Here is a 19946-nt window from a genome sequence, read left to right as displayed (position 1 = left end):
GGCGGAATTGTGGCGGATACGGAAAATCCGAACGAATCCGGCGCGCGTCCCTACGGGGTTGCCCAGCAGGTGGCCGGAACGGCGAACAGGTATTTCACCTTGCCGCGATAGGCGCCGCTGTCGGGCGCGATCGTGCCAAGCGGCGCCGCATCCGGCGCACAACCGGGGCCGGCGGGAATGTCGGAGACAAACAGAACCGGGCCCGCCGCGTCGGCCGGAACCGGGTATTTCAGCGCATAGTGATGCGGGGCGCGGCCCGTTGCGGGCGGGGCGTAAAACCGCAGCCCGCTGTTGCGTCCGGTATAGAAAAGGTCGGCCAGAACATCGCGGTTTTGCGCGACGACCGTGCTCAGCCCCGCCTGCCGCGCGGCGGTAATGATCTGCGTGCTCATCGCGGCGCGGCCAAGATAGCGGGCAAGGGCCGGATTGCCGTCAAGCGCCGGGTGCAGCGCCAGCGCCCCGGCCAGCGGCAGGGCAAGGCTCAGCGCGCCGTTGATGCCGAAGGACAGGATCAGCCAGGGCCGTGAAAGCCAGGGCAGAACAGTGACTGTTCCGGCCAGATAGGCCGCCGCCGCCCAGTTCGCATAGGCCCCTGACAAAAGCGCCTGCACACAGACGATGGCCAGGATGGGCAGCGAAAAGATCAGCAGAACCTGCCGCTCGGGTCCCGCGCCGCGCGCGCGCAGCGCCATCCAGAGCAGCCCGCCGAACAGAACCGGCCCGAACACGGCGAACTGGCTAGCGAAGAAACTCAGGAACCCGGAAACGTTCAGCCCGGCCCGGCTGGCGGGGTCGCGCACCCAATCGGCATTGTCGAGCGTATGTTCGACGGTGGAAAACCCGTTCAGGATATTCCAACCGATATTGGGCGCGATAGTCACTGCAAACGCGGCCAGCACGATCAGCGCGTCACGCGGGCGCGGCCGGGCCCCGGGCAGGATCGCGGCGGCCAGGGCGGCACAGATCAGATAGTAGATCGCCGCGTATTTCGACAGGAACGCCAGCCCAAGCGCCAGCCCGGTCAGCAGCGCCGCCGGGGCCGTGCCGCCCTTGCTCAGCAGCCGCACATACCCCGCCAGCGCCAGCGCCAGGAACGGAAACATCACCGTGTCGGTCGAGATCAGGATCGAGGCCAGCGCCACCATCGGCAAGGTGGCATAGCCCGCCGCGACCAGAACCGCCGCCCGCGCACCAAACAGGCCGGCGGCAATACCGGCGAGGATCAGCGCGGTGGCGGCGTGAAACAGCGGGCCGGGCAGGCGCACCCAGAACGGCGCGTCACTGCCGGCCAGTTCGGTTACGGCGCGGATCACCCAGCCGATCATCGGCGGCTTGGAATAATAGCCGAAGGCCAGCTCCTGCCCCCAGAGCCAGTATTGCGCCTCGTCCACGAACAGATCCAGCGGGGTGACGGCCAGCAGCGCCACCCGCAGTGCCGTCAGCGCCAGAACGATCGCCGCTGCGCGCCACAGCCACCCGGCCTGTTCAGCTCGCGCGGCGTTTTTCGGCATAGATCAGGCTGAGATTGCGAAGATAGATGAACAGGCCCATCGCCTGGCCCAGAACAAACACCGGGTCCTTGCGGTAAAGCGCATAGGCAAACAGGATGATCCCGCCGCCGATCGAGAAATACCAGAAGGCCAGCGGCACCACCGAACGCCCGGCCTTTTCGGATGCGATCCATTGCACCAGAAACCGCGCGGTGAACAAAAGCTGCCCGCCAAGCCCGATCATGACCCACCAGAATTCAAGCCATGTTTCCACATGCAGCCAGGAAAAGAGGGTCTCAAACATCGGCCCCGGCCTCCACCGGCTGCGCCTTCTTGCGGCGCCGAATCAACCAGGCGACGCCGATCAGATCGTAGATGCCGACCAGCGCGCGCTGGAAATTGCTGTAGTTCGAGCGGCCCGCGTGGCGTTCGCGATGGGCGACATCCACCAGCGCCACCTCCCACCCGTCGCGCTTGGCAAGCGCGGGCAGGTAACGATGCATATGATCGAAATAGGGGAAGGCCAGAAACGCGTCGCGGCGAAAGCCCTTCAGCCCGCAGCCGGTGTCGCGCGTGCCGTCTTTCAGAATGCGGGCCCGCAACCCGTTGGCAAAGCGCGAGGCGAGCTTCTTTGACAGCGTATCCTGCCGCCCGACCCGCTGCCCGGCGACAAGGCCGAGGCGCCCGGTCTGATCCTCCAGAAGCGGGGTGAACAGCTTCGGCAGCTCCGATGGCGGGTTCTGCCCGTCGCCGTCGAGCGTACAGATGATCCGGCCGCGCGCGGCCAGGGTGCCGCTGTGCACACCGGCGCTTTGCCCGGCAGATGTGGGATGCTGCAACAGCCGCAGCGTGGGGTGGCGGGCCATCAGCGATTTCACCTTGGCCGCCGTGTCATCGGTGGAACCGTCGTCAACAACGATGATTTCGTATTCGGTCAGGCCGTCACAGGCCTGCGCGATCTCGCCCAGCACGGCCTCGACGTTCCCGGACTCGTTTTTCATCGGAATAACGATCGAGACTGCTGTCATGGGGGCCTCTCGGGGGCGGAAATTCACGCGGGTTAAACACGAATGACGCGGCATTGTCTACCGCGCAAAGGCGGAAGATCAGCCGCGTTGCAGGGTGTCGCCGATGCTCAGCCGCGGGGTCAGTTCGATCCGCTCGTCGGCGTGGTCCAGGCCGGCCTCGGTGCAGCGGGCGATGATCTCGGCCGCCTTTCTGCCGATCTCGCGCCGGCAGGCATCCATCGTCGCGAGCTTCGGGTTCATGCCGTCAAGAAGTTCGATGCCGTTGAACCCCGCCAGCCCGACCTGGCCGGGCACCGCGATGCCATTGTCCAGGCAGTAAAGCAGCCCGCCCGCGGCGATCATGTCGTTCGAATAGTAGAGGAAATCGATATCCGGGGTGCGTTTCAGAACCGTCTCGGTCATCTCGCGCCCTTTCAGAAGGGCTGAACCGCCGGAATAGAACTCGTGATCGGCCATTTCGATGCCCGCCTTGGCCAGCGCGCCGGTAAAGCCTTCGAACCGTTTGCGCGCGCGGTGGTCCAGCGGCATCTTCGTGCCCAGAAAGGCAATGCGCTTGTACCCTGCCGCAGCGATCGCATTGGCCATTTCCTTGCCCGCGCGGCGGTGCGAAATGCCGACCACGGAATCGACCGGGGTGCCATCGGTATCCATGATCTCGACAATCGGGATGCCCGCGTTCTCCAGCATGGCGCGGGAGGCGTCGCTGTGTTCCAGCCCGGCGATGATCACGCCCGACGGCCGCCATGACAGCATTTCATACAAGACACGCTCTTCGCGTTCGGGGCGGTAATGGGTGATGCCCACCACCGGCTGCAGCGGGCTTTCCTCCAGCACCTCGGAAATGCCGGTCATGACCTCGGGGAACACCATGTTGGACATCGACGGAATGATCACCGCCACGAGGTTCACCCGTTGCGACGCCAGCGCGCCGGCGATCTTGTTGGGCACATAGCCCAGCCTTTTGGAGGCGGCCAGCACACGTTCCCGCGTGGCCTGGCTGACATCGCCGCGATTGCGAAGTACGCGGCTGACGGTCATCTCACTGACCCCCGACGCTTCCGAGACATCGCGAAGGGTCAGCGGGCGGCGTGGCCGGGGGGGAGGTGCGTCGTTCAATGGCGTGCCCTGTCGCTTGCAAACTCTGGTTCTAGTTAGCGGTAAAGGTGCCGATTGTCCAAGGGCCAAGCGCGGCGGGCGCACGGGTGAAACAGGCAGGGTTGAAACCGCGCCGCTTTCCGGCAACAACTACGCCACCGGCCCCGTAGCTCAGCAGGATAGAGCGACCGCCTCCTAAGCGGTAGGTCAGTGGTTCGAATCCACTCGGGGTCACCATTCCGCGCTATCCGTTCAGCAAGGCCCGGTGTTCGGCGATCAGGTCGCGCAGAAAACCGGCCACGGCGCGGACGCGCGGCACCGTTGCAAGATCGCGGTGGATCACCAGCCACATATCCTGCGTCATCCCGGTTTGCTCGCGCGCGCGGGTCAGCCCCGTGCCGCGCCCCAGAAAATCCGGCAGCACCGCGAGGCCAAGCCCGATACGCGCGGCCTGGGCCTGGGCCGAGAGCGTCGTGGTGGCCAGCACCGGCGGGCGGCCGGCCAGACGGGCAGTGATCCAGCGCGCGACGAGCAGGTTGGCGTGGCTTGCGTCCCACCCGATCAGCGGCACCTCTGCGCCACGGTCACTGGCGGCCACCAGATCGGGGCTGCCGTAAAGGCCATAGCCCACGCGTGCCAGCCGCTGCCGGGTGACATTGCCATGCACCGGCGCTTGCATCCGCAGCGCCAGGTCGGCCTCATGCCGGTTCAGATCGACCGAGGCGATATCGGTCGAGATGGCCAGCGACAGTTGCGGATGGCGGCCCAGAAGCCGGGGCAGGGCGGGCAGGATCAGGTTGGAGGCCAGTGTTTCGGCGGTTGCCAGCCGCACCTGGCCGGCCACCTGAGACCGGGCGCTGGCCCCGGCGCCAAAGGCATGGGCGGCGGTCTCCAGCGCCTCGGCACGGGGCACAAGCGCGGCGCCCTCGTCCGACAGCCGGTAGCCCGATTGATGGCGCAGGAAAAGCGGCACACCCAGCGCGGCCTCCAGCCGCTCGATCCGCCGCGCGACGGTGGCCAGCCCCAGATCCAGCGTTTCCGCCGCTCCGCGCAGGCTGCCGGCCCGCGCCACTGACAGAAAGACCCTGGCATCGTCCCAGTTCACCGTGCCGCCTCCTGTTCCGGTATCGGAAAACGGATTGCCGTTTTTGACTATAACGCCCCGATTGCGGGACACCTAGCTCTGCTGTGTTGCTTGAAAAGGAGGGTGCATGATGCAGACCCGCAATTTGACGAAAGACCTGACCGTTTCGGCCCTAGGGCTCGGCTGCATGGGTATGAGCGAATTCTACGGCGCCCGCGACGATGCGGAATCGCTGCGCGTGCTCGACCGGGCGCTGGAGCTTGGGATCACCTTCTACGATACGTCCGACATGTATGGCCCGCACCATAACGAAGAGCTGCTGGGCGGCTGGATCAAGGACAAGCGCGACCGGGTGGTGCTGGCGACCAAGTTCGGCGTCGTGCGCGACCCCGGCGCATATGGCCGCAGTGTGGATAACAGCCCGGCCTATGCCCGCAAGGCGCTGGAGGCGTCGCTGACCCGGCTCGGCACCGACCATATCGACCTTTACTATGTTCACCGGATCGAGGCCGACCGCCCGATCGAAGAGGTGATGGGCGCCCTGTCGGACTTCGTGGCCGAGGGCAAGATCCGCCATATCGGGCTGAGCGAGGCCAGCGTCGAAACCCTGCGCCGGGCCCATGCGGTGCATCCCGTGACCGCCCTCCAGACCGAATATTCCCTGTGGACGCGCGAGGTGGAGGCCGAAATCCTGCCGACCTGCCGCGAGCTTGGCATCGGGTTCGTGCCCTATTCGCCGCTGGGCCGCGGCTTTCTGACCGGGCGGTTCACCGGCGCGCAGGATTTCGAGGCGGGTGATTTCCGCGCTGCCCTGCCGCGCTTTGCGGGTGACAACCTGCAGGCCAACCTGGCCCTGGCCGACAAGGTGCGCGACGTGGCCCAAGATGCGGGCGCGACACCGGCGCAGGTGGCGCTGGCATGGCTGCTGGCGCAGGGCGACGATATCGTGCCGATCCCCGGCACCAAGCGGGTGAAATACCTTGAGGACAACGTGGGCGCCGTGGGCCTGACACTGAGCGACGCGCAGATGGCCGCACTGACCGAGGCATCGGGCAGCCTGCCCGTCATCGGCGCGCGGTATAGCGAAGAGGGGATGAAAGGGGTCAATGTCTGACCCTGTCCGGGCGCTGTCTCAGTAGCGCAGGAAGAACTGGCCGGCGCTTGGTTTGCGTTCGGCCAGCCCGTCCCGCTCGAAGATCGACATGACGTTGAGCAGCGTCCAGCCGTCCCGTGCGAGGCGGGTGCGGATCTCCGCCGCCGCGGCGGCGGTGCTGGCGCAGGCGGAATCGGGAAGCTCGATGACGCCGTAGTGAAGACGCAGCGGATTGTCCCGCTTGGCCTTGTAGTCGGCGAAACAGGCGGCCGAGGCCGGAACGGCCGAAAGCAAGGCCAGGCAAAGCGGGATTACGAAGCGGCTGTTCATGGGGGTGAGTGTGGCGATCCGGCGGGTGTTATTCAACAATCTTCCTGCGTCATGCCCCGGTTATCGGCCCGCCGGGGGGCCGCGCCCCGGCACCTGCCTGCCGAGCCGACGGTTTTCACTTGCGGCGGGTCCGGCGGCGGGCGATGTCGGGTCATGATCACCACTGCCCCTGATTTCAGCTTCGAACAGGCCGCGTTCGCGCGCGGTGCCCGCACCGTCATCGGCGTGGACGAGGTGGGCCGCGGCCCGCTCGCCGGTCCGGTGACCGCCGCCGCGGTGCGGCTCGATCCGGCGCGCATTCCCGCCGGGCTGAACGATTCCAAAAAGCTGGGCGCCCGACGCCGCGAAGCGATCTATGCCGAGCTGATCGAGGTTGCCGATGTGTCGGTCGCCCATGCCAGCGTGGAAGAGATCGACCGGATCAACATCCTTGCCGCGTCGCATCTTGCCATGTGCCGCGCCATCGCGGGGCTGCCGGCGCGGGCCGACCTTGCGCTGATCGACGGCAATCTTCTGCCAAAGGATCTGCCCTGCGCGGGCGAGGCGATCATCAAGGGCGATGCCCGTTCACTGTCGATTTCGGCGGCGTCGATTGCGGCCAAGATATGCCGTGACCGGATCATGGTGGATTTGGCGCAACAGCATCCGGGCTATGGCTGGGAGACGAACGCAGGATACGGCTCCAAAGCGCATATGGAGGCGCTGCGAAATCTTGGTGTGACCCCACACCATAGACGTTCCTTCAAGCCCGTCTACAATATCTTGTATCAAGACAAATCTGTAAGTGACTGATTCAAAAAAGAATTTGACGGCGAATCGCCTTTGACTCATCTTTGACCTCAACAAACACGACGCCCAAATCGGCGCGGCACAGAGGCAGAGATGAAGACGATGACCAAACAAAAGGGGGCGCCTGCGCTTCCGCTGAATCAGATTTTGGCCGGCGATTGCGTGGAGGTTATGAACAGCCTCCCGGAAAACTCCGTCGACCTGATCTTTGCCGACCCGCCCTATAACCTGCAGCTCAAGGGAGAGCTGCACCGCCCCGACAATTCGCGCGTCGATGCCGTGGATGACGCGTGGGATCAGTTCGCCTCGTTTCAGGCCTATGACAGGTTCACGCAGGAATGGCTGACCGCCGCGCGGCGCATCCTGAAACCGAATGGCGCGATCTGGGTGATCGGATCCTATCACAACATCTTCCGCGTCGGCGCGGCGTTGCAGAATGCCGGCTACTGGATCCTCAACGACGTTGTCTGGCGCAAGTCCAACCCGATGCCGAATTTCCGCGGCAAGCGCCTGACCAACGCGCATGAGACGATGATCTGGGCCAGCAAGGAAGAAGCCAGCAAATACACGTTCAACTACGAGGCGCTGAAGGCGCTGAACGAAGGTATCCAGATGCGCAGTGACTGGGTGCTGCCGATCTGCACCGGGCATGAGCGGCTGAAGGACGAAAACGGCGACAAGGCGCATCCGACGCAAAAGCCCGAAAGCCTGCTGCACCGGGTGATGGTCGCCTCGACCAACCCCGGCGATGTGGTGCTCGATCCGTTCTTCGGCACCGGCACCACCGGCGCGGTGGCCAAGAAGCTGGGCCGCGAGTTCATCGGGATCGAACGCGAAGAGGCCTATCGCGAGGTGGCCGAGAAACGCATCGCCAAGGTGCGCAAGTTCGACAGGGAATCGCTCGCCGTTACCACCTCCAAGCGGGCCGAGCCGCGGGTGCCGTTTGGCCAGCTGGTAGAGCGCGGGATGTTGCAGCCGGGCGAGGTTCTGACCTCGCCGCGCGGCAAGACGGCCAAGGTGCGCGCCGACGGCACGCTCGTGGCGCAGGATGTGAGGGGCTCGATCCATCAGGTCGGCGCCGCGCTGGAAGGCGCGCCCTCGTGCAACGGCTGGACCTACTGGTGCTTCAAGCGTGATGGCAAGGCGGTGCCGATCGATCTGCTGCGCCAGCAGATCCGCGCCGAAATGTCCGAGCGCCCGAACTGATTTCAACACACGGTTTACCGCCGGTGCCTGTGGCCTGACACCACGGCATCAACTTGCCCCGCCCTTCGGCGGGGCTTTTTTGCTCAACCGGGCGCGATGGCCGCCCAGCCCGCGGGGCTGCGGCGGAAGACATGTGTGGTGGCCGGCCGGAACTGCGGTGTTTCCCCCTCTGCCGTCATGCGCTGAATAACCGCCTCGTCGCCTTTCAGCGTCAGAATGGCGAAATCGTTGGGCTCGTCGCGCAGCCGCGTCGACAGGCCGGTGCCCACGTGAAGCTGCAACATCCGCCTCTGGTTGGTACGAGACACGAACGGCCCGGCGTTCCAGCTGTGCAGATGCCCGCTCAGCACGATATCCGCGCCGCAACCGGCCAACCTGTCGATCGCGCCCGAGGCGCCACGCATCAGTTTCTTGCGCGCGTCCGGCCCCTGTTCCAGCGGGTGATGCGCGACCAGAATGTTGATCGGGCCGGTCTCGGCAAAGGTCTGGCAGACCCGCGTGACCGCGCGGGGGCGGATCCGGCCGCGCTGCCCGCTGTAGGGGTTGACGGTATTCAGCCCGGCCACCCGCATTTGCGGATCGTTATGCTCCGGCTCCAACTGGTCGCCGATCCAGCGCCGGTAGCGGGCGAAGGGCGTGATCCAGCGCAAGAGGGGATTGTACAGCGGAATGTCATGGTTGCCCGGCACGATCAGGCTGGGTGCTTCGATCCTGTCGATGAAGGCGCGGGCCTGCTGAAACTGACTGTGCCGCGCGCGCTGGGTCAGATCGCCCGAGATCACCACCAGATGCGGCGCGGCATCGTTCACGGCCGTCAGCAGCGGATCCAGCAATTCAGGCCGCGTGCGCCCGAAATGCAGATCCGACATGTGGACGATCCGCCTCATGCGCCCCCGTCGCCGGCCGGGACGATCACGGTCAGCGCGTCGCGTCGCAGCTGGAAATGCAGCGGGGCGGTCATCACTTCCTTTTCGCCGTCGCGGGCGATCAGGTTCTTGCTGCGCCGGGTTTCGATCACGATGTCGCGGCCGCCGATCAGCTCCACATCGCGGCCCACCTGCATGCTGCGGTTGGCCAGCATCAGGGCATGGCGCACCAGCCCCAGGCGCCCGTGATCGGCGGCGACATAGAGGGCGAACCTGCCGTTGCGCACGTGGTCGGCGCCCTCCAGTTCGAATTGTTCAAGCTGATAGGCGCTGTTGGCGACAAAGGCCAAGGGAGAGCGCATCCGGCGCACCTCGCCATCCACGACGATGCGCATGGTCAGCGGGTTGGTGAAATTCACCAGCGCCACGATGACGGACCAATAAGCCGCGATCCGGCTGCGGCCCCAGCGGCGATAGACGCCCTCGCGCTGATCGAGGATCGCGGGATAGGCGCCAAGGCTGGCGTTGTTCAGAAAGGTTCTGCCGTTCACCTCGCCTACCGAAACGGGCGCGGTCTGCCCGCCGCGGATCACGGCCATCGCCTCGTCCGGGGCTTCGGGGATGCCCAGTCCGCGCGCGAAATAGTTGAACGTGCCCAGCGGCAGCACGCCCATCACATGATCCGTACCCTTCAGTTGCGAGGCGACGGCGCAGATGGTTCCGTCGCCGCCCGCGGCAACGATGGTGCCATATCCTTCGTCCATCGCCCGGCGCGTCTCTTCGACGATATCACTGCCTTCACCGATCTGTTTCAGGTTGCTGCGCCCCGGATGGTCGCGCAGCCATTCTTCAAGGCTTGCGCGGGTTTGCGCGCCATCCTCGGCCCCGGCGCCGGGGTTGAAGATCACGCACAGGTCGCGCCCTGCGGCGGCGTTTACGTCCGGCATATGTCTGACCGCCTGGTTGGGGCCCGGCTGTTCGAGCTGTTGCATCACGCAGGCCAAACGTGGCAGGGGCCGACTTGTTCCGGTAAAGATGCGTCAGGCCCCGCGCGGCTTCGGCGTGTCGCCCCTGTTATAGGGCGTCCAGTCGTCAATCTCGGGATAGAACTGCCTGCGCCAGGCGCGCACCCGCGGGTTCATTCGCCGCCGCCACAGGCGCGGGAACATCGCCATCGTCGCCATCGCCGGATAGCCGAACGGAAGCTGCGGTGCCGCGTCTTCGGCATAGGTCTGCAGCAGGGGAAAGCGCCGGTCGGGTTTGTAATGGTGGTCGGAATGGCGCTGAAGGTTGATCAAAAGCCAGTTCGACGCCCTGTGCGCCGCGTTCCACGAATGCCGGGGCAGGACGTGTTCGTATTTCCCGTCACCAAGGTATTTGCGGGTCAGCCCGTAATGTTCGATGTAATTCGTGAGTTCGAGCTGCCAGACCGCGGCCAGCGCCTGCCACAGAAACAACAGGGCGCCGACCCATCCGCCGACCGCCAGCGCCAGCAGCAGCGCGCCCGCCTGAAGCGCGCCGTAGCGCCAGAACGGGTTTGCGCGGTGCCAGCGTGGCAGCCCCTTGCGCGCCAGCATCTGCGTCTCGGCATGCCAGGCCGACCGGGGGCACTGCCGCAGTACGCGCAGAAAGAAGCGGTGGAATCCTTCGTTGTAGCGCGCTGTGACCGCATCGCGCGGGGTGCCGACGTGGCGGTGATGCACCAACAGGTGTTCCGAACGGAAGTGGCTGTAGAGAACCGAGGCGAGCAGCAGATCGGCCAGCCAGCGTTCAAGCCGGTTTTTCTGGTGCATCAGCTCATGCGCATAGACGATGCCGATGGTGCCCGACACCACCCCGACGCCGTAAAAGAGCCCGATGATCTCGAACGCCGAAAGGTGGCTGGTATGGGTCACCCACCAGATCATGCCATAGATCGTCAGCGCCTGGAGCGGGAACCAGATCAGGGTGATCAGCCGGTACCAGAACAGGGATGCGTCGGGTGTGCCGGTGTCGGCATTCTGCTGGTTCAGACCCGTGATCAGATCCAGCAGCGTGATCAGCGCCCAGGCGTAGAGCGGCGGCAAAAGAACGGCCCAGCCGCCGTAGGCCGCCCCTAGAACCACCAGCGGGAAAAGCAGAAGCGACAGCCAGAATGGCAGCGCGTTGCGCAGATCCGCGCTCCGGCGGGTGGGGGGCTCTGGTGTGTGGCCTGGCATGAAGTCGGGCCCCTATGCCGGAACCAGGGCGGGTTGCCCGAGGTCGAACGCCTTGCGCATCACCGTGGGCAGGCCAGAGGGGCGGAACTCCTGCGCCGGGATGAACCGGCCCCGGGCCGGGGCGGCATCCATCGGCAGATCGGCGACGCGCAGGGCAAGGCGCAGGTGGAAATGGGTGAAGGTGTGGCGCACCTCGGCGCCGGGGTCGCGCCAGTTTGCGGCCAGTGGCGGGGCCTCTTGCGCGGCATCGCCCCATTCGGCGCCGGGCCAGCCCAGCATCCCGCCCAGAAGCCCCTTGTCCGGGCGGCGTTCCAGCAGCCACGCGCCATCGGCACGGCGCCCCAGATAGGCGATGCCGTGGCGCGTGGGTTTCGGCTTTTTCGGCAATTTGCGGGGCAGGTCGGCCTGGGTGCCAAGGGCGCGGGCGCGGCAGGGCGCACGCAGCGGGCAGATGCCACAGGCGGGGGATTTCGGGGTGCAGATCGTCGCGCCCAGATCCATCACCGCCTGCGCGTGACAGCCGGGGCGGTCCGGCGGGGTCAGCCCTTCGGCCAGCGCGGTAAGTTCCGGCTTGGCGGCGGGCAGCGGGGTTTCCACCGCAAAGAGACGGGCCATCACCCGTTCGACATTGCCATCCACCACGGTGGCCTGTTCGCCGAAGGCGATCGCGGCGATGGCCGAGGCGGTATAGGGGCCGATGCCCGGAAGGTTCAGCAAGGCGGCGCGGGTTTCGGGAAACCGGCCGCCATGTTCCGCCACGACCACGCGGGCGCATTTCAGCAGGTTGCGGGCGCGGGCGTAATAGCCAAGCCCGGCCCATTCGGCCATCACGTCGCCGTCGTTGGCGGCGGCCAATGCGCCGACACCGGGCCAACGGGCGGTGAACCGGTGGAAATAGTCGCGCACGGCGGCCACGGTGGTTTGTTGCAGCATCACCTCCGACAACCACACGGCATAGGGATCGGGGCGGATGCCCGCCTTGCGCGCGGCGGGGCCGGTGCGCCAGGGCATCGCCCGCGCATGCGCATCATACCAGTCAAGCAGCGCCCGGCTTGGCCCTTCGTCACGCAATCTTTATCTCCTTCGCGCCGGGTTTTGGCTGGCTGCCGGGGCAGCGTGGAACTAGGATAAAGCACAGAAAAGGAAATGACAGGCAAGATGCGCGTCAAAGCCCAATCCGAACGCCCGCCCCGCCGCATGCGGGGCTTCGAAAGGACTTCGAGCCTGTTGGGAGAGCGTATTCGCAACGTTGGTGAAAAGCGCGGCTTTGCCGTGACCCGCCTTCTGACCCACTGGGCCGAGATTGTCGGCGAGGATACCGCCCGCGCGGCCCGCCCGGTGAAGGTGCATTACGGGCGTCAGGGGTTCGGCGCGACTCTGACCATCCTGACCACCGGCGCGAACGCGCCGATGCTGGAGATGCAGAAAGAGCAGATCCGCCAGAAGGTGAACGCCTGCTACGGCTATTCCGCGATTTCGCGGATCCGCCTGACCCAGACCGCGCCCATCGGCTTTGCCGAAGGGCAGGCGCAATTCGCGCCGGCCCCGGCACAGCCCCGCGCCATCGACCCTGAAACCCGGGCGCGCGCCGCGCAGTTTTCCGGCGACGTCGCCGACGACGGCCTGCGCAGCGCCCTGGAGGCATTGGCCCGGAACGTCTTGTCCCGGCAAAAACGGTAAGGAGCCCGTATTGATGAACCGCAGAACCGCCCTGACTCTGGGAACCGCCGCGCTCGTGATGGGCCGCGGCACCTGGCTTTCCGCGCAGGAGAATGCGGCCATGGCCGGCGATGGCAACGCCCCCGTGATCGCGGATATGACCCTGGGGGCCGAGGACGCGCCCGTAACGGTGATCGAATATGCCTCGTTCACCTGCCCGCATTGCGCGACGTTCCACGAGAATGTTCTGTCACGCTTCAAGGCGGATTACGTGGATACCGGCAAGGTACGGTTCATCTACCGCGAGGTTTACTTCGATCGGCCTGGTCTCTGGGCGGCAATGGTCGCGCGCTGTGGCGGAGAGATGCGGTATTTCGGCATCGTTGATATGCTGTACGAAAAACAGCGCGAGTGGATCGGCGATGGCACACCGGCAGAGATCGCCCAGAACCTCAAGAAGATCGGCCGCACGGCCGGGCTGAGCGACGAACAGCTCGATGCCTGTTTTGCCGATGCCGAAACGGCGCAGGCCATGGTGGCGCATTACGAAGAGGTCATGAAGGAACATGACATCTCGGGCACGCCGACACTGGTGATCGACGGCAAGGTGCATTCCAACATGAACTACAAGGATCTGCGCGAGATCGTCGACGCTCGGCTGGTCGACTGATCCGCCGATGCCCGGACCATGCGCGCCGCGCCCGGTTCAGCCGGGGGCGAGGCCCAGCTGATCCAGCGCGCGGTCCAGCGCCGAGGGGTCGCTCAGCGTCAGCCGCACCGGCACCGTAAGCACCTTGCGCCGGAAATCCGCAGGCAGGCGCACCGCGTCCTTCTCGGTGGTGACAAGCTGCGCGCCAAGGGCCGCTGCCTCCAGCTCCAGCCGTTTCATCAGGGCTTCGGTCAGGGGCTGATGGTCGCCCAGCGCCTCGGCCCGGATCAGCCGCGCGCCGAGGCCGCGCATGGTGGCAAAGAACTTTTCCGGGTGGCCGATCCCGGCGAAGGCAAGCACCGGCTGGCCGGCCCAGTCCATGCCGGTGGGCAGCGGCTCCAGCGCGCCGGTCAGATGCGGCAGGTCAATCCCGCCGCCCCATTCCGCGGCGAACCGGCGCTGTGCGCCGTTCGGGCCGATCGACAGCAGCAGATCGGCGCGGGCAAGGCCGGTGCTCACCGGCTCGCGCAGGGGGCCTGCGGGGATGACCCGGCCGTTGCCGAACCCCCGGGCGGCATCCACTACAACGATCGAAAGATCCCTGGCGACAGAGGGGTTCTGAAACCCGTCGTCCAGCACGATCACATCCGCGCCTGCCGCCTCGGCCGCGCGCACCCCGGCGGCGCGGTCGCGGGCCACCCATGTCGGGGCGAAGGCGGCCAGAAGCAGCGGTTCGTCGCCCACATCCGCCGCGCCATGCCGCCGCTCGACCACACGCACCGGCCCTTCCAGCCGCCCGCCATACCCGCGCGACACGACATGCGGGGCAAGCCCGCGCTCGGCCAGGCGGGCAATCAGCGCGATTGCGGTGGGTGTCTTGCCGGTGCCGCCGGCATTGATATTGCCGATGCAGATCACGGGTACTGCGGCGCGGTAGGGCATGCCCTGCCGCAGGCGCCGGGCCGTCGCGGCCGCGTAGACCGCGCCGAGCGGGGCCAGAAGCCGGGCGCGGACGCCCGGCGTGCCGGGCGGGCGAAACCAGAATCCGGGCGCGCGCATCAGCCTGCCGCCCTGTCGTCCAGCGCCGCGATGATGCGCTCCACGATCCGGCGGGTCGTGTCTGCCCCGGCGGTCGAAACTTCCCAGGCCTTGATCGCCAGTGCGGCGGCGGCCTCGGGCGCGATCAGCCGCTCGACCGCCCCGGCCAGCGCGGCGTCGTCGTTGACCGTCCGCGTCGCGCCGGATGTGTCGAGCCGTTCGTAGTACTCTGAAAAAGGCCCGGTCTGCGGGCCGTGCAGGATGGCCGAGCCAAGCGCGGCGGCGGCGGCGGGATCGACCAGCGCCGCAGGATCCGCGCGGGCAAGCGTGCCGCCCAGAAAGGCAACCGGCGACAGGCGATACCACAGGCCGGCCTCGCCCTCGGTATCGGCGACGTAGATCTGGGTTTCCTCCTCGGGCTCTTCATCGGCAGAGCGCAGGGCGACGCACCAGCCCGTATCGCGCAGGCGTGCGGCCAGAAAGGGGCCGCGCGCCGGATTGTCGGGCACCAGGATCAGCAGCAATCGATGGGTGGACCGGGCCGCCGTGGCATGGGCGGCCACGATGATCGCATCTTCCGCCGCGGTTATGCCCGCCGCCAGCCATGTCGGGCGGCCGGTCAGCAGCCGCGCCAGGTTTTCCCGCTCGGTTTCGTTGCAGCCGGGCACCGGCGGCTCCTGGTGAAGCGGGCCGGTCAGCAGGATGCGGTCGGCGGGCACGCCGGCCTTGCGGAGCCGGGCTTCGTGCTCCCTGTCGGTCACCAGGATCGTCCGGAACCGCCGCAGCGTGCGGCGCGGTATCCGGCGGGGCAGGGTGTCGCACAGCACGAACAGCGGCAACTGGCGCTCCGCCGCCTCGGCAACCAGCGTGCCGGCCATGGCCGAGGCCGCCAACAGGCCAAGATCGGGCCGCCACGTATCGAGAAACGCCCGCACCTGCGCGGCGCGATCACCGCCCAGATCGGCGACAAGGATATCGGCGCCGGCCAGATCGGGGCAATCGGGGGCGATGCCGGTGACCACGACGCTGATCGTGTCATCCTCTTCGCTGAGCGCCTGAACCAGAACCGATACCGCGCGGGCAGAACCCGCGCCCGCCGCGTGGATCCAGACAAGATCGCCGGAAGGCCGTAATCTTTCAGAGGGGTCGGGGCCGTCCGCAGGCGCCGGGGCCGCGGCACCGCGCAGCCGGGGAAGGAACGACGACCACCTCATCGCGCGCTGGCTCAGGCCTCAAGCTCTTCGGTCGGGCTGGCCTCGGTCTCTTCGTCGCGCAGGCGGTGCAGATGGGCGATGAAATAGCGCATGTGGGCATTGTCCACGGTGCGATGCGCTTCGGCCTTCCAGGCCTCGAAGGCGCTGGCGTAATCGGGATAGATGCCGACGATATGAATGTCATCGACATCCTTGAAGGCGGTTTTGGTGGGGTCCACCAATTCGCCGCCGAAAACAAGGTGCAGGCGCTGGGTCATGTCGCTCTCCGCTTCCTGTGCGCTGGGTCGTGGGTAAACTAGACGATGCCGCGTGGCGGCGAAAGGGGGCGGTTCGGGGCCCGGCCCCGCTCAGGTCAGCCGCGCGAGCATCTCGCCATGCAGGGCCGGGCCGGCGGCAACGACACCGCGCGACACCGGATGCGCGGTATTGAAGTCGATCGCGCTGCCCAGACGGTCGGTCACGATGGCGCCCGCCTCTGACAGGATCAGCGCGCCGGCGGCGATGTCCCAGTGCCAGCTGTCACGGATCGTCAGCATCGCGTCGAACCGCCCTTCGGCCACGAGGCACAGCCGGTAGGCCAGCGACGGGCGCAGATGGCGGTGGATCTGCGGCGCGTGGCCCCGCCAGTATTTCGGCTGCATCGCCGCCCCGGCGACCAGAAGCTCGGCACCGTCCAGCCCGCTGCGGCTGCCGCTGCGGATCGGCGTGCCGTTCAACGCCGCGCCGCCGCCCAGCGAGGCGGTGTATAGCTTGTCGCGCAGCGGCAGGAAGACGACACCGGCGACGACGCGCCCCTCTTCGGCCACGGCAAGCGAATGCGCGAAGGTGCGGTCGCTGTTCAGAAAGGCGCGGGTGCCGTCCAGCGGGTCGACGATGAAGGTGCGCCGGGCCGACAGGCGGGCCGTGCCATCCTCGGTTTCCTCGGACAGCCAGCCGTAATCGGGCCGGGCGGCGGTGAGCGTATCGCGCAGCATGTTGTCGATGGCATAGTCGGCCTCGCTGACCGGGCCTTGATGGTCGTCCTTGGTCCAGGTTCGGGGGCTTTGGCGCCAGAAGCGCGCGGCGACGTGACCGGCCGCATGGGCGGCGTCGATCAGCAGGGCAAGGTCACTCTCCGGCAAGCGTCAGCCCTTCGACAAGAAGGCTGGGCACCTGGCGCGACAGGTGCGGGCGGGCATCATTGGCGGGGATGATGGTTTTCAGCATATCCCGAAGGTTGCCCGCGATGGTGCATTCGTTGACCGGATAGGCGATCTGGCCGTTTTCGACCCAGAAGCCGGCGGCCCCGCGCGAATAGTCGCCGGTGGTCGGGTTGATCGAACTGCCGATCATCGAGGTGACAAGCAGGCCGGTGCCCATGTCGGCCAGAAGCTGCTCACGGCTTTTGCCGCCCTGGGTCAGCGCCACGTTGGTGGCAGAGGGCGACGGCGGCGCAGACGTGCCGCGCGCGGCATTGGCGCTGCTTTCCAGCCCCAGCTTGCGCGCGGTGGCAAGATCCAGGATCCAGTGTTGCAGGATGCCGTTCTCGACGATGGCATTGCGCCTGGTCGGCAGGCCTTCTGCATCGAACGGGCGCGAGCCGGCGATGCGCGGGCGATGCGGATCTTCGATCAGCGACAGGCCGGCGGGCAGCACCTGCTCGCCCATCGCATCGCGCAGCCACGAGGCGCCGCGCGCGATGGCGTTCCCGTTGATCGCGCCCAGCAGGTGGCCGATCAGCGATACGGCGATACGCTCGTCGAACAGCACCGGAAAGGCACCGGTTTTGGGCTTGCGCGCCCCGGCGCGGGCCACGGTGCGCTCGGCGGCGATGCGGCCGATTTCGGCGGCATCGGGCAGGTCGGCCTGAAAGATGCGCATTTCGCCGTTATAGTCACGTTCCATCGCGCTGCCGGTGCCGGTGCCGGTGATGGCGACGCAGGACAGCGCCCGGTCGGTGCGGGCATAGCCGCCCGCGAAGCCGTTGGTCGCGGCCAGATGGATGTGGCGGCGGCCATACCCGGCCGAGGCCGATTGCACCTGAGAGATTCCCGGCACGGCCAGCGCCGCCGCTTCGGCCCGGCGGGCGTCTTCTTCCAGCGTGCCGGGGGCGGGTTCCGGTGCGGGGTCGGCCAGTTCCAGCGCGGTGATATCCCATGCGGTGGCCAGCTGCGACGGATCGGCCAGGCCGATGGTCGGATCTTCGGGGGCTTCGCGCGCCATCGCCACGGCGCGGGCGGCCATTTCCGCCATGGTTTCGGGCCGGGTGTCAGAGGCCGACACACAGGCCTGACGCTGCCCCACCATCACCCGCAGCCCGATATCGGTCCCTTCGGAGCGTTCGGCCTGCTCCAGCCGGCCCTGCCGCACGTCGATCGACAGCGATCTGCCTTCAACCGCGATGGCATCGGCGGCATCGGCGCCGGCGCGTTTCGCGGCCTCCAGAAGCTGGGCGGTAAGCGGGGCAAGGGTTTCGGGCATGAAATTGGCGTTCCGGTTCTGCTTGTGATCCGTTGGAGGTAATGCGCACGAACGCCCGGCGCAAGCAAACACGGGGCGTTTTGGCCGTGCGGGGCGGTGCCTGCCTCAGCGCAGGGGCTGGCCGTTGGCCAGTATTCCGCCATCCGGCGTCAGTTCGATGTCCGACACCAGCGTATCCTCACCGGGCAGCGGAGTGGCGAAAATGCCAAGCATCATGCGATAACCCATTACCTGTTCCTCGGGCACCAGGCCGATCTGAACCAGCGCATCCATCAGCGCATCGGCACCCGACAGGCGCAGGCTGACGTTGCCCTGCGGTACGGGCAGCGGGCTGAACGGGCCGCGGCCCGCATTGTCGAAGGTGAACGCGCCGCGCCCGGTTAGCGCGGCGCCGGCGGCCGAGACTTCCAGCTCGTTGATGGTCAGGCTTTCGATCTCGGCGGGCAGATCCTCGGCGCTTTCGACAGCCCGGGGATCAAGGATGTCGATCAGCCAGCGGGCCTTGCCCGACAGATCAATCACAAGGTTGGCCGGGGTGCGGGGCAGCAGGCTGTCGGGGTCGAACAGCGCCCAGACCTTTTCGTCGATCTCGATCCCGTTGAGCGCGGTCAGCAGGCGGAAATCGGCGGGCTCTTCGGTCGGGGTGACTGGCATGGTCAGGTTGAAGGCACTTTCGTCGATCCGGGCGCCGATCTCGGGCACGGGAAGCTGCGCGCTCAACACGATCAGGTCGGTGCTGCTCTGCGTGCCGCTGTACGACAGGTGGTCGCCGATCATGGAAACCTGCAGGGTGCCGCCGGCCGCGCTGCCGATGACCTGCAGGGGCCCGTCGGGGCCATCCAGGCTTTGCGCATAGGTCGTGGCGCCATAGCGGAACTCTCCGTCGGTGCCAAAGCCCGCGCGCAGCAGGGCGCCCATGTCTTCAGACAGCGGGGTGTCCTCGGGCAGCGTGGCGCGGGACTGGCCCTGCAGATCCTGCATGCGCGCGGACAGGGTGACTTTGCTGTCGCTGGCGGGATCGGTGCCGTTCAGGCTCAGCGCCGCGTTTTCGGCGCTGATCTGCGACGTAAAACTGATCAGCGGGCCTTCGCCGACAAGATACTGGCCGGCCAGCCCCCCCAGGGTAAGGCTGAGGCCGAAATCCGCCGGCCTGTCTTCGGCGGCCATGTCCATATCGCGCATGTCGAAAGACAGCGTGTCAGCGGTGAAATCATAGGTGGTCTCGGCACCGGTGCGGCTGACGATGGTCGTCATGCCGGATTGGGCCATGGTCAGCGCCGCCTCGAACAGGCGCTGCCCGTCGGCGCCACCCGAATAGGTGAACCGGCTTTCCGGCGGAAGTGTGATCGCGACGGTGCCGTCGCCGCGCTCTGTCAGGGTGATGTCGCCGATTTTGCCCTGAAGCTGCGCCTCGGGCATGTCCATCGTGATCGTAACGCCCCGCACCGTCATCACATTGCCTGCCATCGTCGGCGTGCCGGTGATGGTTTCGCCGAAGCTCTGCCCGAGGGCGCCGATGCTCTCCCATGCTTCCGCGGCGGTGATATCGGCCATGGCGCCGGATGCCGAAAAGGCGGCGGCCAGCAGGGCCGCGGCAAAGGCGGGTTTGCGGTGAGTCATGGCGCGGCCTTCCGATGCGTTCGTTGGCCGGAGCTTCGGCTTTCGAATGGGAAGGGTCAAGGGCAGGATGGCGCTGGGAATCACCTTGTCGCGCGGGTTACGGTCTGGGCGACCGAAAGGATGAATA

21 protein-coding genes and 1 tRNA gene are annotated in these 19946 nt (G+C 66.9%); 6 read left to right on the top strand and 16 right to left on the bottom strand.

Features of this window, described 5'->3' with window-relative positions:
• Nucleotides 1–50: 50 nt before the first annotated feature.
• The 4 genes from TQ29_RS17105 to TQ29_RS17090 all read right to left on the bottom strand — a co-directional run bounded on the left by TQ29_RS17105 (nt 51) and on the right by TQ29_RS17090 (nt 3634).
• The gene (locus TQ29_RS17105; RefSeq protein ID WP_054540152.1) at nt 51–1511 is read right to left on the bottom strand and encodes a glycosyltransferase family 39 protein; all 1461 of its coding nucleotides are present in this window, start codon (nt 1509–1511) and stop codon (nt 51–53) included.
• Complete coding sequence (locus TQ29_RS17100) at nt 1486–1794, bottom strand: lipid-A-disaccharide synthase N-terminal domain-containing protein (protein WP_037204657.1); 309 nt, start codon at nt 1792–1794, stop codon at nt 1486–1488. Before TQ29_RS17100 ends, TQ29_RS17105 begins: the two co-directional genes overlap by 26 nt.
• Nucleotides 1787–2518, bottom strand: a complete 732-nt coding sequence (locus TQ29_RS17095; protein ID WP_081940063.1) for a glycosyltransferase family 2 protein — start codon at nt 2516–2518, stop codon at nt 1787–1789. Before TQ29_RS17095 ends, TQ29_RS17100 begins: the two co-directional genes overlap by 8 nt.
• Before the next feature lie 78 nt (nt 2519–2596).
• Nucleotides 2597–3634, bottom strand: coding sequence for a LacI family DNA-binding transcriptional regulator (locus TQ29_RS17090; RefSeq protein ID WP_054540151.1), 1038 nt, complete (start codon nt 3632–3634; stop codon nt 2597–2599).
• Between the two features lie 139 nt (nt 3635–3773).
• On the opposite strand from TQ29_RS17090, the gene TQ29_RS17085 reads away from it, so the two are divergent.
• A tRNA-Arg gene (locus TQ29_RS17085) sits at nt 3774–3850 on the top strand.
• A gap of 7 nt (nt 3851–3857) precedes the next feature.
• On the opposite strand, the gene TQ29_RS17080 is transcribed toward TQ29_RS17085, so the two are convergent.
• A complete protein-coding gene (locus TQ29_RS17080; protein ID WP_054540150.1) occupies nt 3858–4718 on the bottom strand; it encodes a LysR family transcriptional regulator in 861 nt (286 codons plus the stop codon).
• 109 nt (nt 4719–4827) lie between these two features.
• On the opposite strand from TQ29_RS17080, the gene TQ29_RS17075 reads away from it, so the two are divergent.
• Nucleotides 4828–5811: an aldo/keto reductase gene (locus tag TQ29_RS17075; protein WP_054540500.1), complete on the top strand. Its 984-nt coding sequence runs from the start codon at nt 4828–4830 to the stop codon at nt 5809–5811.
• 18 nt (nt 5812–5829) lie between these two features.
• On the opposite strand, the gene TQ29_RS17070 is transcribed toward TQ29_RS17075, so the two are convergent.
• Complete coding sequence (locus TQ29_RS17070; RefSeq protein ID WP_054540149.1) at nt 5830–6120, bottom strand: hypothetical protein; 291 nt, start codon at nt 6118–6120, stop codon at nt 5830–5832.
• Between the two features lie 153 nt (nt 6121–6273).
• On the opposite strand from TQ29_RS17070, the gene TQ29_RS17065 reads away from it, so the two are divergent.
• Complete coding sequence (locus tag TQ29_RS17065; RefSeq protein ID WP_037204617.1) at nt 6274–6912, top strand: ribonuclease HII; 639 nt, start codon at nt 6274–6276, stop codon at nt 6910–6912.
• Nucleotides 6913–7002: 90 nt separating this feature from the next.
• Nucleotides 7003–8115 (top strand): site-specific DNA-methyltransferase, encoded by a 1113-nt coding sequence (locus tag TQ29_RS17060; RefSeq protein WP_054540148.1) that lies wholly within the window; start codon nt 7003–7005, stop codon nt 8113–8115.
• Nucleotides 8116–8198: 83 nt separating this feature from the next.
• Here the strand turns inward: TQ29_RS17060 and TQ29_RS17055 are convergent, their stop codons facing one another.
• The 4 genes from TQ29_RS17055 to mutY form a co-directional block, all read right to left on the bottom strand.
• Nucleotides 8199–9002, bottom strand: a complete 804-nt coding sequence (locus TQ29_RS17055; RefSeq protein WP_054540147.1) for a metallophosphoesterase — start codon at nt 9000–9002, stop codon at nt 8199–8201.
• Nucleotides 8999–9928 carry a diacylglycerol kinase family protein gene (locus TQ29_RS17050; protein ID WP_054540499.1) on the bottom strand — a complete coding sequence of 310 codons (930 nt, stop codon included), beginning with the start codon at nt 9926–9928 and terminating at the stop codon, nt 8999–9001. The genes TQ29_RS17055 and TQ29_RS17050 overlap by 4 nt, the downstream gene beginning before the upstream one ends.
• 93 nt (nt 9929–10021) lie before the next feature.
• Nucleotides 10022–11179, bottom strand: coding sequence for an alkane 1-monooxygenase (locus TQ29_RS17045; protein WP_054540146.1), 1158 nt, complete (start codon nt 11177–11179; stop codon nt 10022–10024).
• A 12-nt stretch (nt 11180–11191) separates the two neighbouring features.
• Complete coding sequence (mutY, locus tag TQ29_RS17040; protein WP_054540145.1) at nt 11192–12250, bottom strand: A/G-specific adenine glycosylase; 1059 nt, start codon at nt 12248–12250, stop codon at nt 11192–11194.
• An 87-nt stretch (nt 12251–12337) separates the two neighbouring features.
• Between mutY and TQ29_RS17035 the strand changes: the two genes are divergently transcribed.
• Nucleotides 12338–12859 (top strand): DUF721 domain-containing protein, encoded by a 522-nt coding sequence (locus TQ29_RS17035; protein WP_054540498.1) that lies wholly within the window; start codon nt 12338–12340, stop codon nt 12857–12859.
• A 13-nt stretch (nt 12860–12872) separates the two neighbouring features.
• On the top strand, nt 12873–13508 hold the full coding sequence (locus TQ29_RS17030; protein ID WP_054540144.1) for a DsbA family protein: 636 nt from the start codon (nt 12873–12875) through the stop codon (nt 13506–13508).
• Nucleotides 13509–13544: 36 nt separating this feature from the next.
• Here TQ29_RS17030 and lpxK read toward each other — a convergent pair whose 3' ends face one another.
• The 6 genes from lpxK to TQ29_RS17000 all read right to left on the bottom strand — a co-directional run bounded on the left by lpxK (nt 13545) and on the right by TQ29_RS17000 (nt 19819).
• Nucleotides 13545–14546: a tetraacyldisaccharide 4'-kinase gene (gene lpxK, locus TQ29_RS17025; RefSeq protein WP_054540143.1), complete on the bottom strand. Its 1002-nt coding sequence runs from the start codon at nt 14544–14546 to the stop codon at nt 13545–13547.
• Nucleotides 14546–15739: a 3-deoxy-D-manno-octulosonic acid transferase gene (locus TQ29_RS17020; protein ID WP_054540142.1), complete on the bottom strand. Its 1194-nt coding sequence runs from the start codon at nt 15737–15739 to the stop codon at nt 14546–14548. The genes lpxK and TQ29_RS17020 overlap by 1 nt, the downstream gene beginning before the upstream one ends.
• A gap of 11 nt (nt 15740–15750) precedes the next feature.
• Complete coding sequence (locus TQ29_RS17015) at nt 15751–15996, bottom strand: DUF4170 domain-containing protein (RefSeq protein WP_054540141.1); 246 nt, start codon at nt 15994–15996, stop codon at nt 15751–15753.
• A gap of 90 nt (nt 15997–16086) precedes the next feature.
• A complete protein-coding gene (locus TQ29_RS17010) occupies nt 16087–16860 on the bottom strand; it encodes a 3'(2'),5'-bisphosphate nucleotidase CysQ (protein WP_054540140.1) in 774 nt (257 codons plus the stop codon).
• Nucleotides 16847–18199 (bottom strand): TldD/PmbA family protein, encoded by a 1353-nt coding sequence (locus TQ29_RS17005; protein ID WP_054540139.1) that lies wholly within the window; start codon nt 18197–18199, stop codon nt 16847–16849. The genes TQ29_RS17010 and TQ29_RS17005 overlap by 14 nt, the downstream gene beginning before the upstream one ends.
• Nucleotides 18200–18304: 105 nt before the next feature.
• A complete protein-coding gene (locus TQ29_RS17000; RefSeq protein ID WP_054540138.1) occupies nt 18305–19819 on the bottom strand; it encodes a DUF2125 domain-containing protein in 1515 nt (504 codons plus the stop codon).
• Nucleotides 19820–19946: the final 127 nt, after the last annotated feature.

The organism is Actibacterium sp. EMB200-NS6, from assembly GCF_001305615.1.
Classification (GTDB): Bacteria; Pseudomonadota; Alphaproteobacteria; order Rhodobacterales; family Rhodobacteraceae; genus Actibacterium_A; species Actibacterium_A naphthalenivorans.
The sequence above is the reverse complement of the archived record's forward strand: the minus strand, read 5'-3'. Positions and strand labels throughout refer to the sequence as shown.

Coding starts and splice junctions, on each gene's coding strand:
- TQ29_RS17105 (WP_054540152.1), bottom strand. CDS start 1,511: ATGCCGAAAAACGCCGCGCGAGCTGAACAGGCCGGGTGGCTGTGGCGC.
- TQ29_RS17100 (WP_037204657.1), bottom strand. CDS start 1,794: ATGTTTGAGACCCTCTTTTCCTGGCTGCATGTGGAAACATGGCTTGAA.
- TQ29_RS17095 (WP_081940063.1), bottom strand. CDS start 2,518: ATGACAGCAGTCTCGATCGTTATTCCGATGAAAAACGAGTCCGGGAAC.
- TQ29_RS17075 (WP_054540500.1), top strand. CDS start 4,828: ATGCAGACCCGCAATTTGACGAAAGACCTGACCGTTTCGGCCCTAGGG.
- TQ29_RS17070 (WP_054540149.1), bottom strand. CDS start 6,120: ATGAACAGCCGCTTCGTAATCCCGCTTTGCCTGGCCTTGCTTTCGGCC.
- TQ29_RS17065 (WP_037204617.1), top strand. CDS start 6,274: ATGATCACCACTGCCCCTGATTTCAGCTTCGAACAGGCCGCGTTCGCG.
- TQ29_RS17060 (WP_054540148.1), top strand. CDS start 7,003: ATGAAGACGATGACCAAACAAAAGGGGGCGCCTGCGCTTCCGCTGAAT.
- TQ29_RS17055 (WP_054540147.1), bottom strand. CDS start 9,002: ATGAGGCGGATCGTCCACATGTCGGATCTGCATTTCGGGCGCACGCGG.
- TQ29_RS17050 (WP_054540499.1), bottom strand. CDS start 9,928: ATGCCGGACGTAAACGCCGCCGCAGGGCGCGACCTGTGCGTGATCTTC.
- TQ29_RS17045 (WP_054540146.1), bottom strand. CDS start 11,179: ATGCCAGGCCACACACCAGAGCCCCCCACCCGCCGGAGCGCGGATCTG.
- TQ29_RS17035 (WP_054540498.1), top strand. CDS start 12,338: ATGCGCGTCAAAGCCCAATCCGAACGCCCGCCCCGCCGCATGCGGGGC.
- TQ29_RS17030 (WP_054540144.1), top strand. CDS start 12,873: ATGAACCGCAGAACCGCCCTGACTCTGGGAACCGCCGCGCTCGTGATG.
- lpxK (WP_054540143.1), bottom strand. CDS start 14,546: ATGCGCGCGCCCGGATTCTGGTTTCGCCCGCCCGGCACGCCGGGCGTC.
- TQ29_RS17020 (WP_054540142.1), bottom strand. CDS start 15,739: ATGAGGTGGTCGTCGTTCCTTCCCCGGCTGCGCGGTGCCGCGGCCCCG.
- TQ29_RS17015 (WP_054540141.1), bottom strand. CDS start 15,996: ATGACCCAGCGCCTGCACCTTGTTTTCGGCGGCGAATTGGTGGACCCC.
- TQ29_RS17005 (WP_054540139.1), bottom strand. CDS start 18,199: ATGCCCGAAACCCTTGCCCCGCTTACCGCCCAGCTTCTGGAGGCCGCG.
- TQ29_RS17000 (WP_054540138.1), bottom strand. CDS start 19,819: ATGACTCACCGCAAACCCGCCTTTGCCGCGGCCCTGCTGGCCGCCGCC.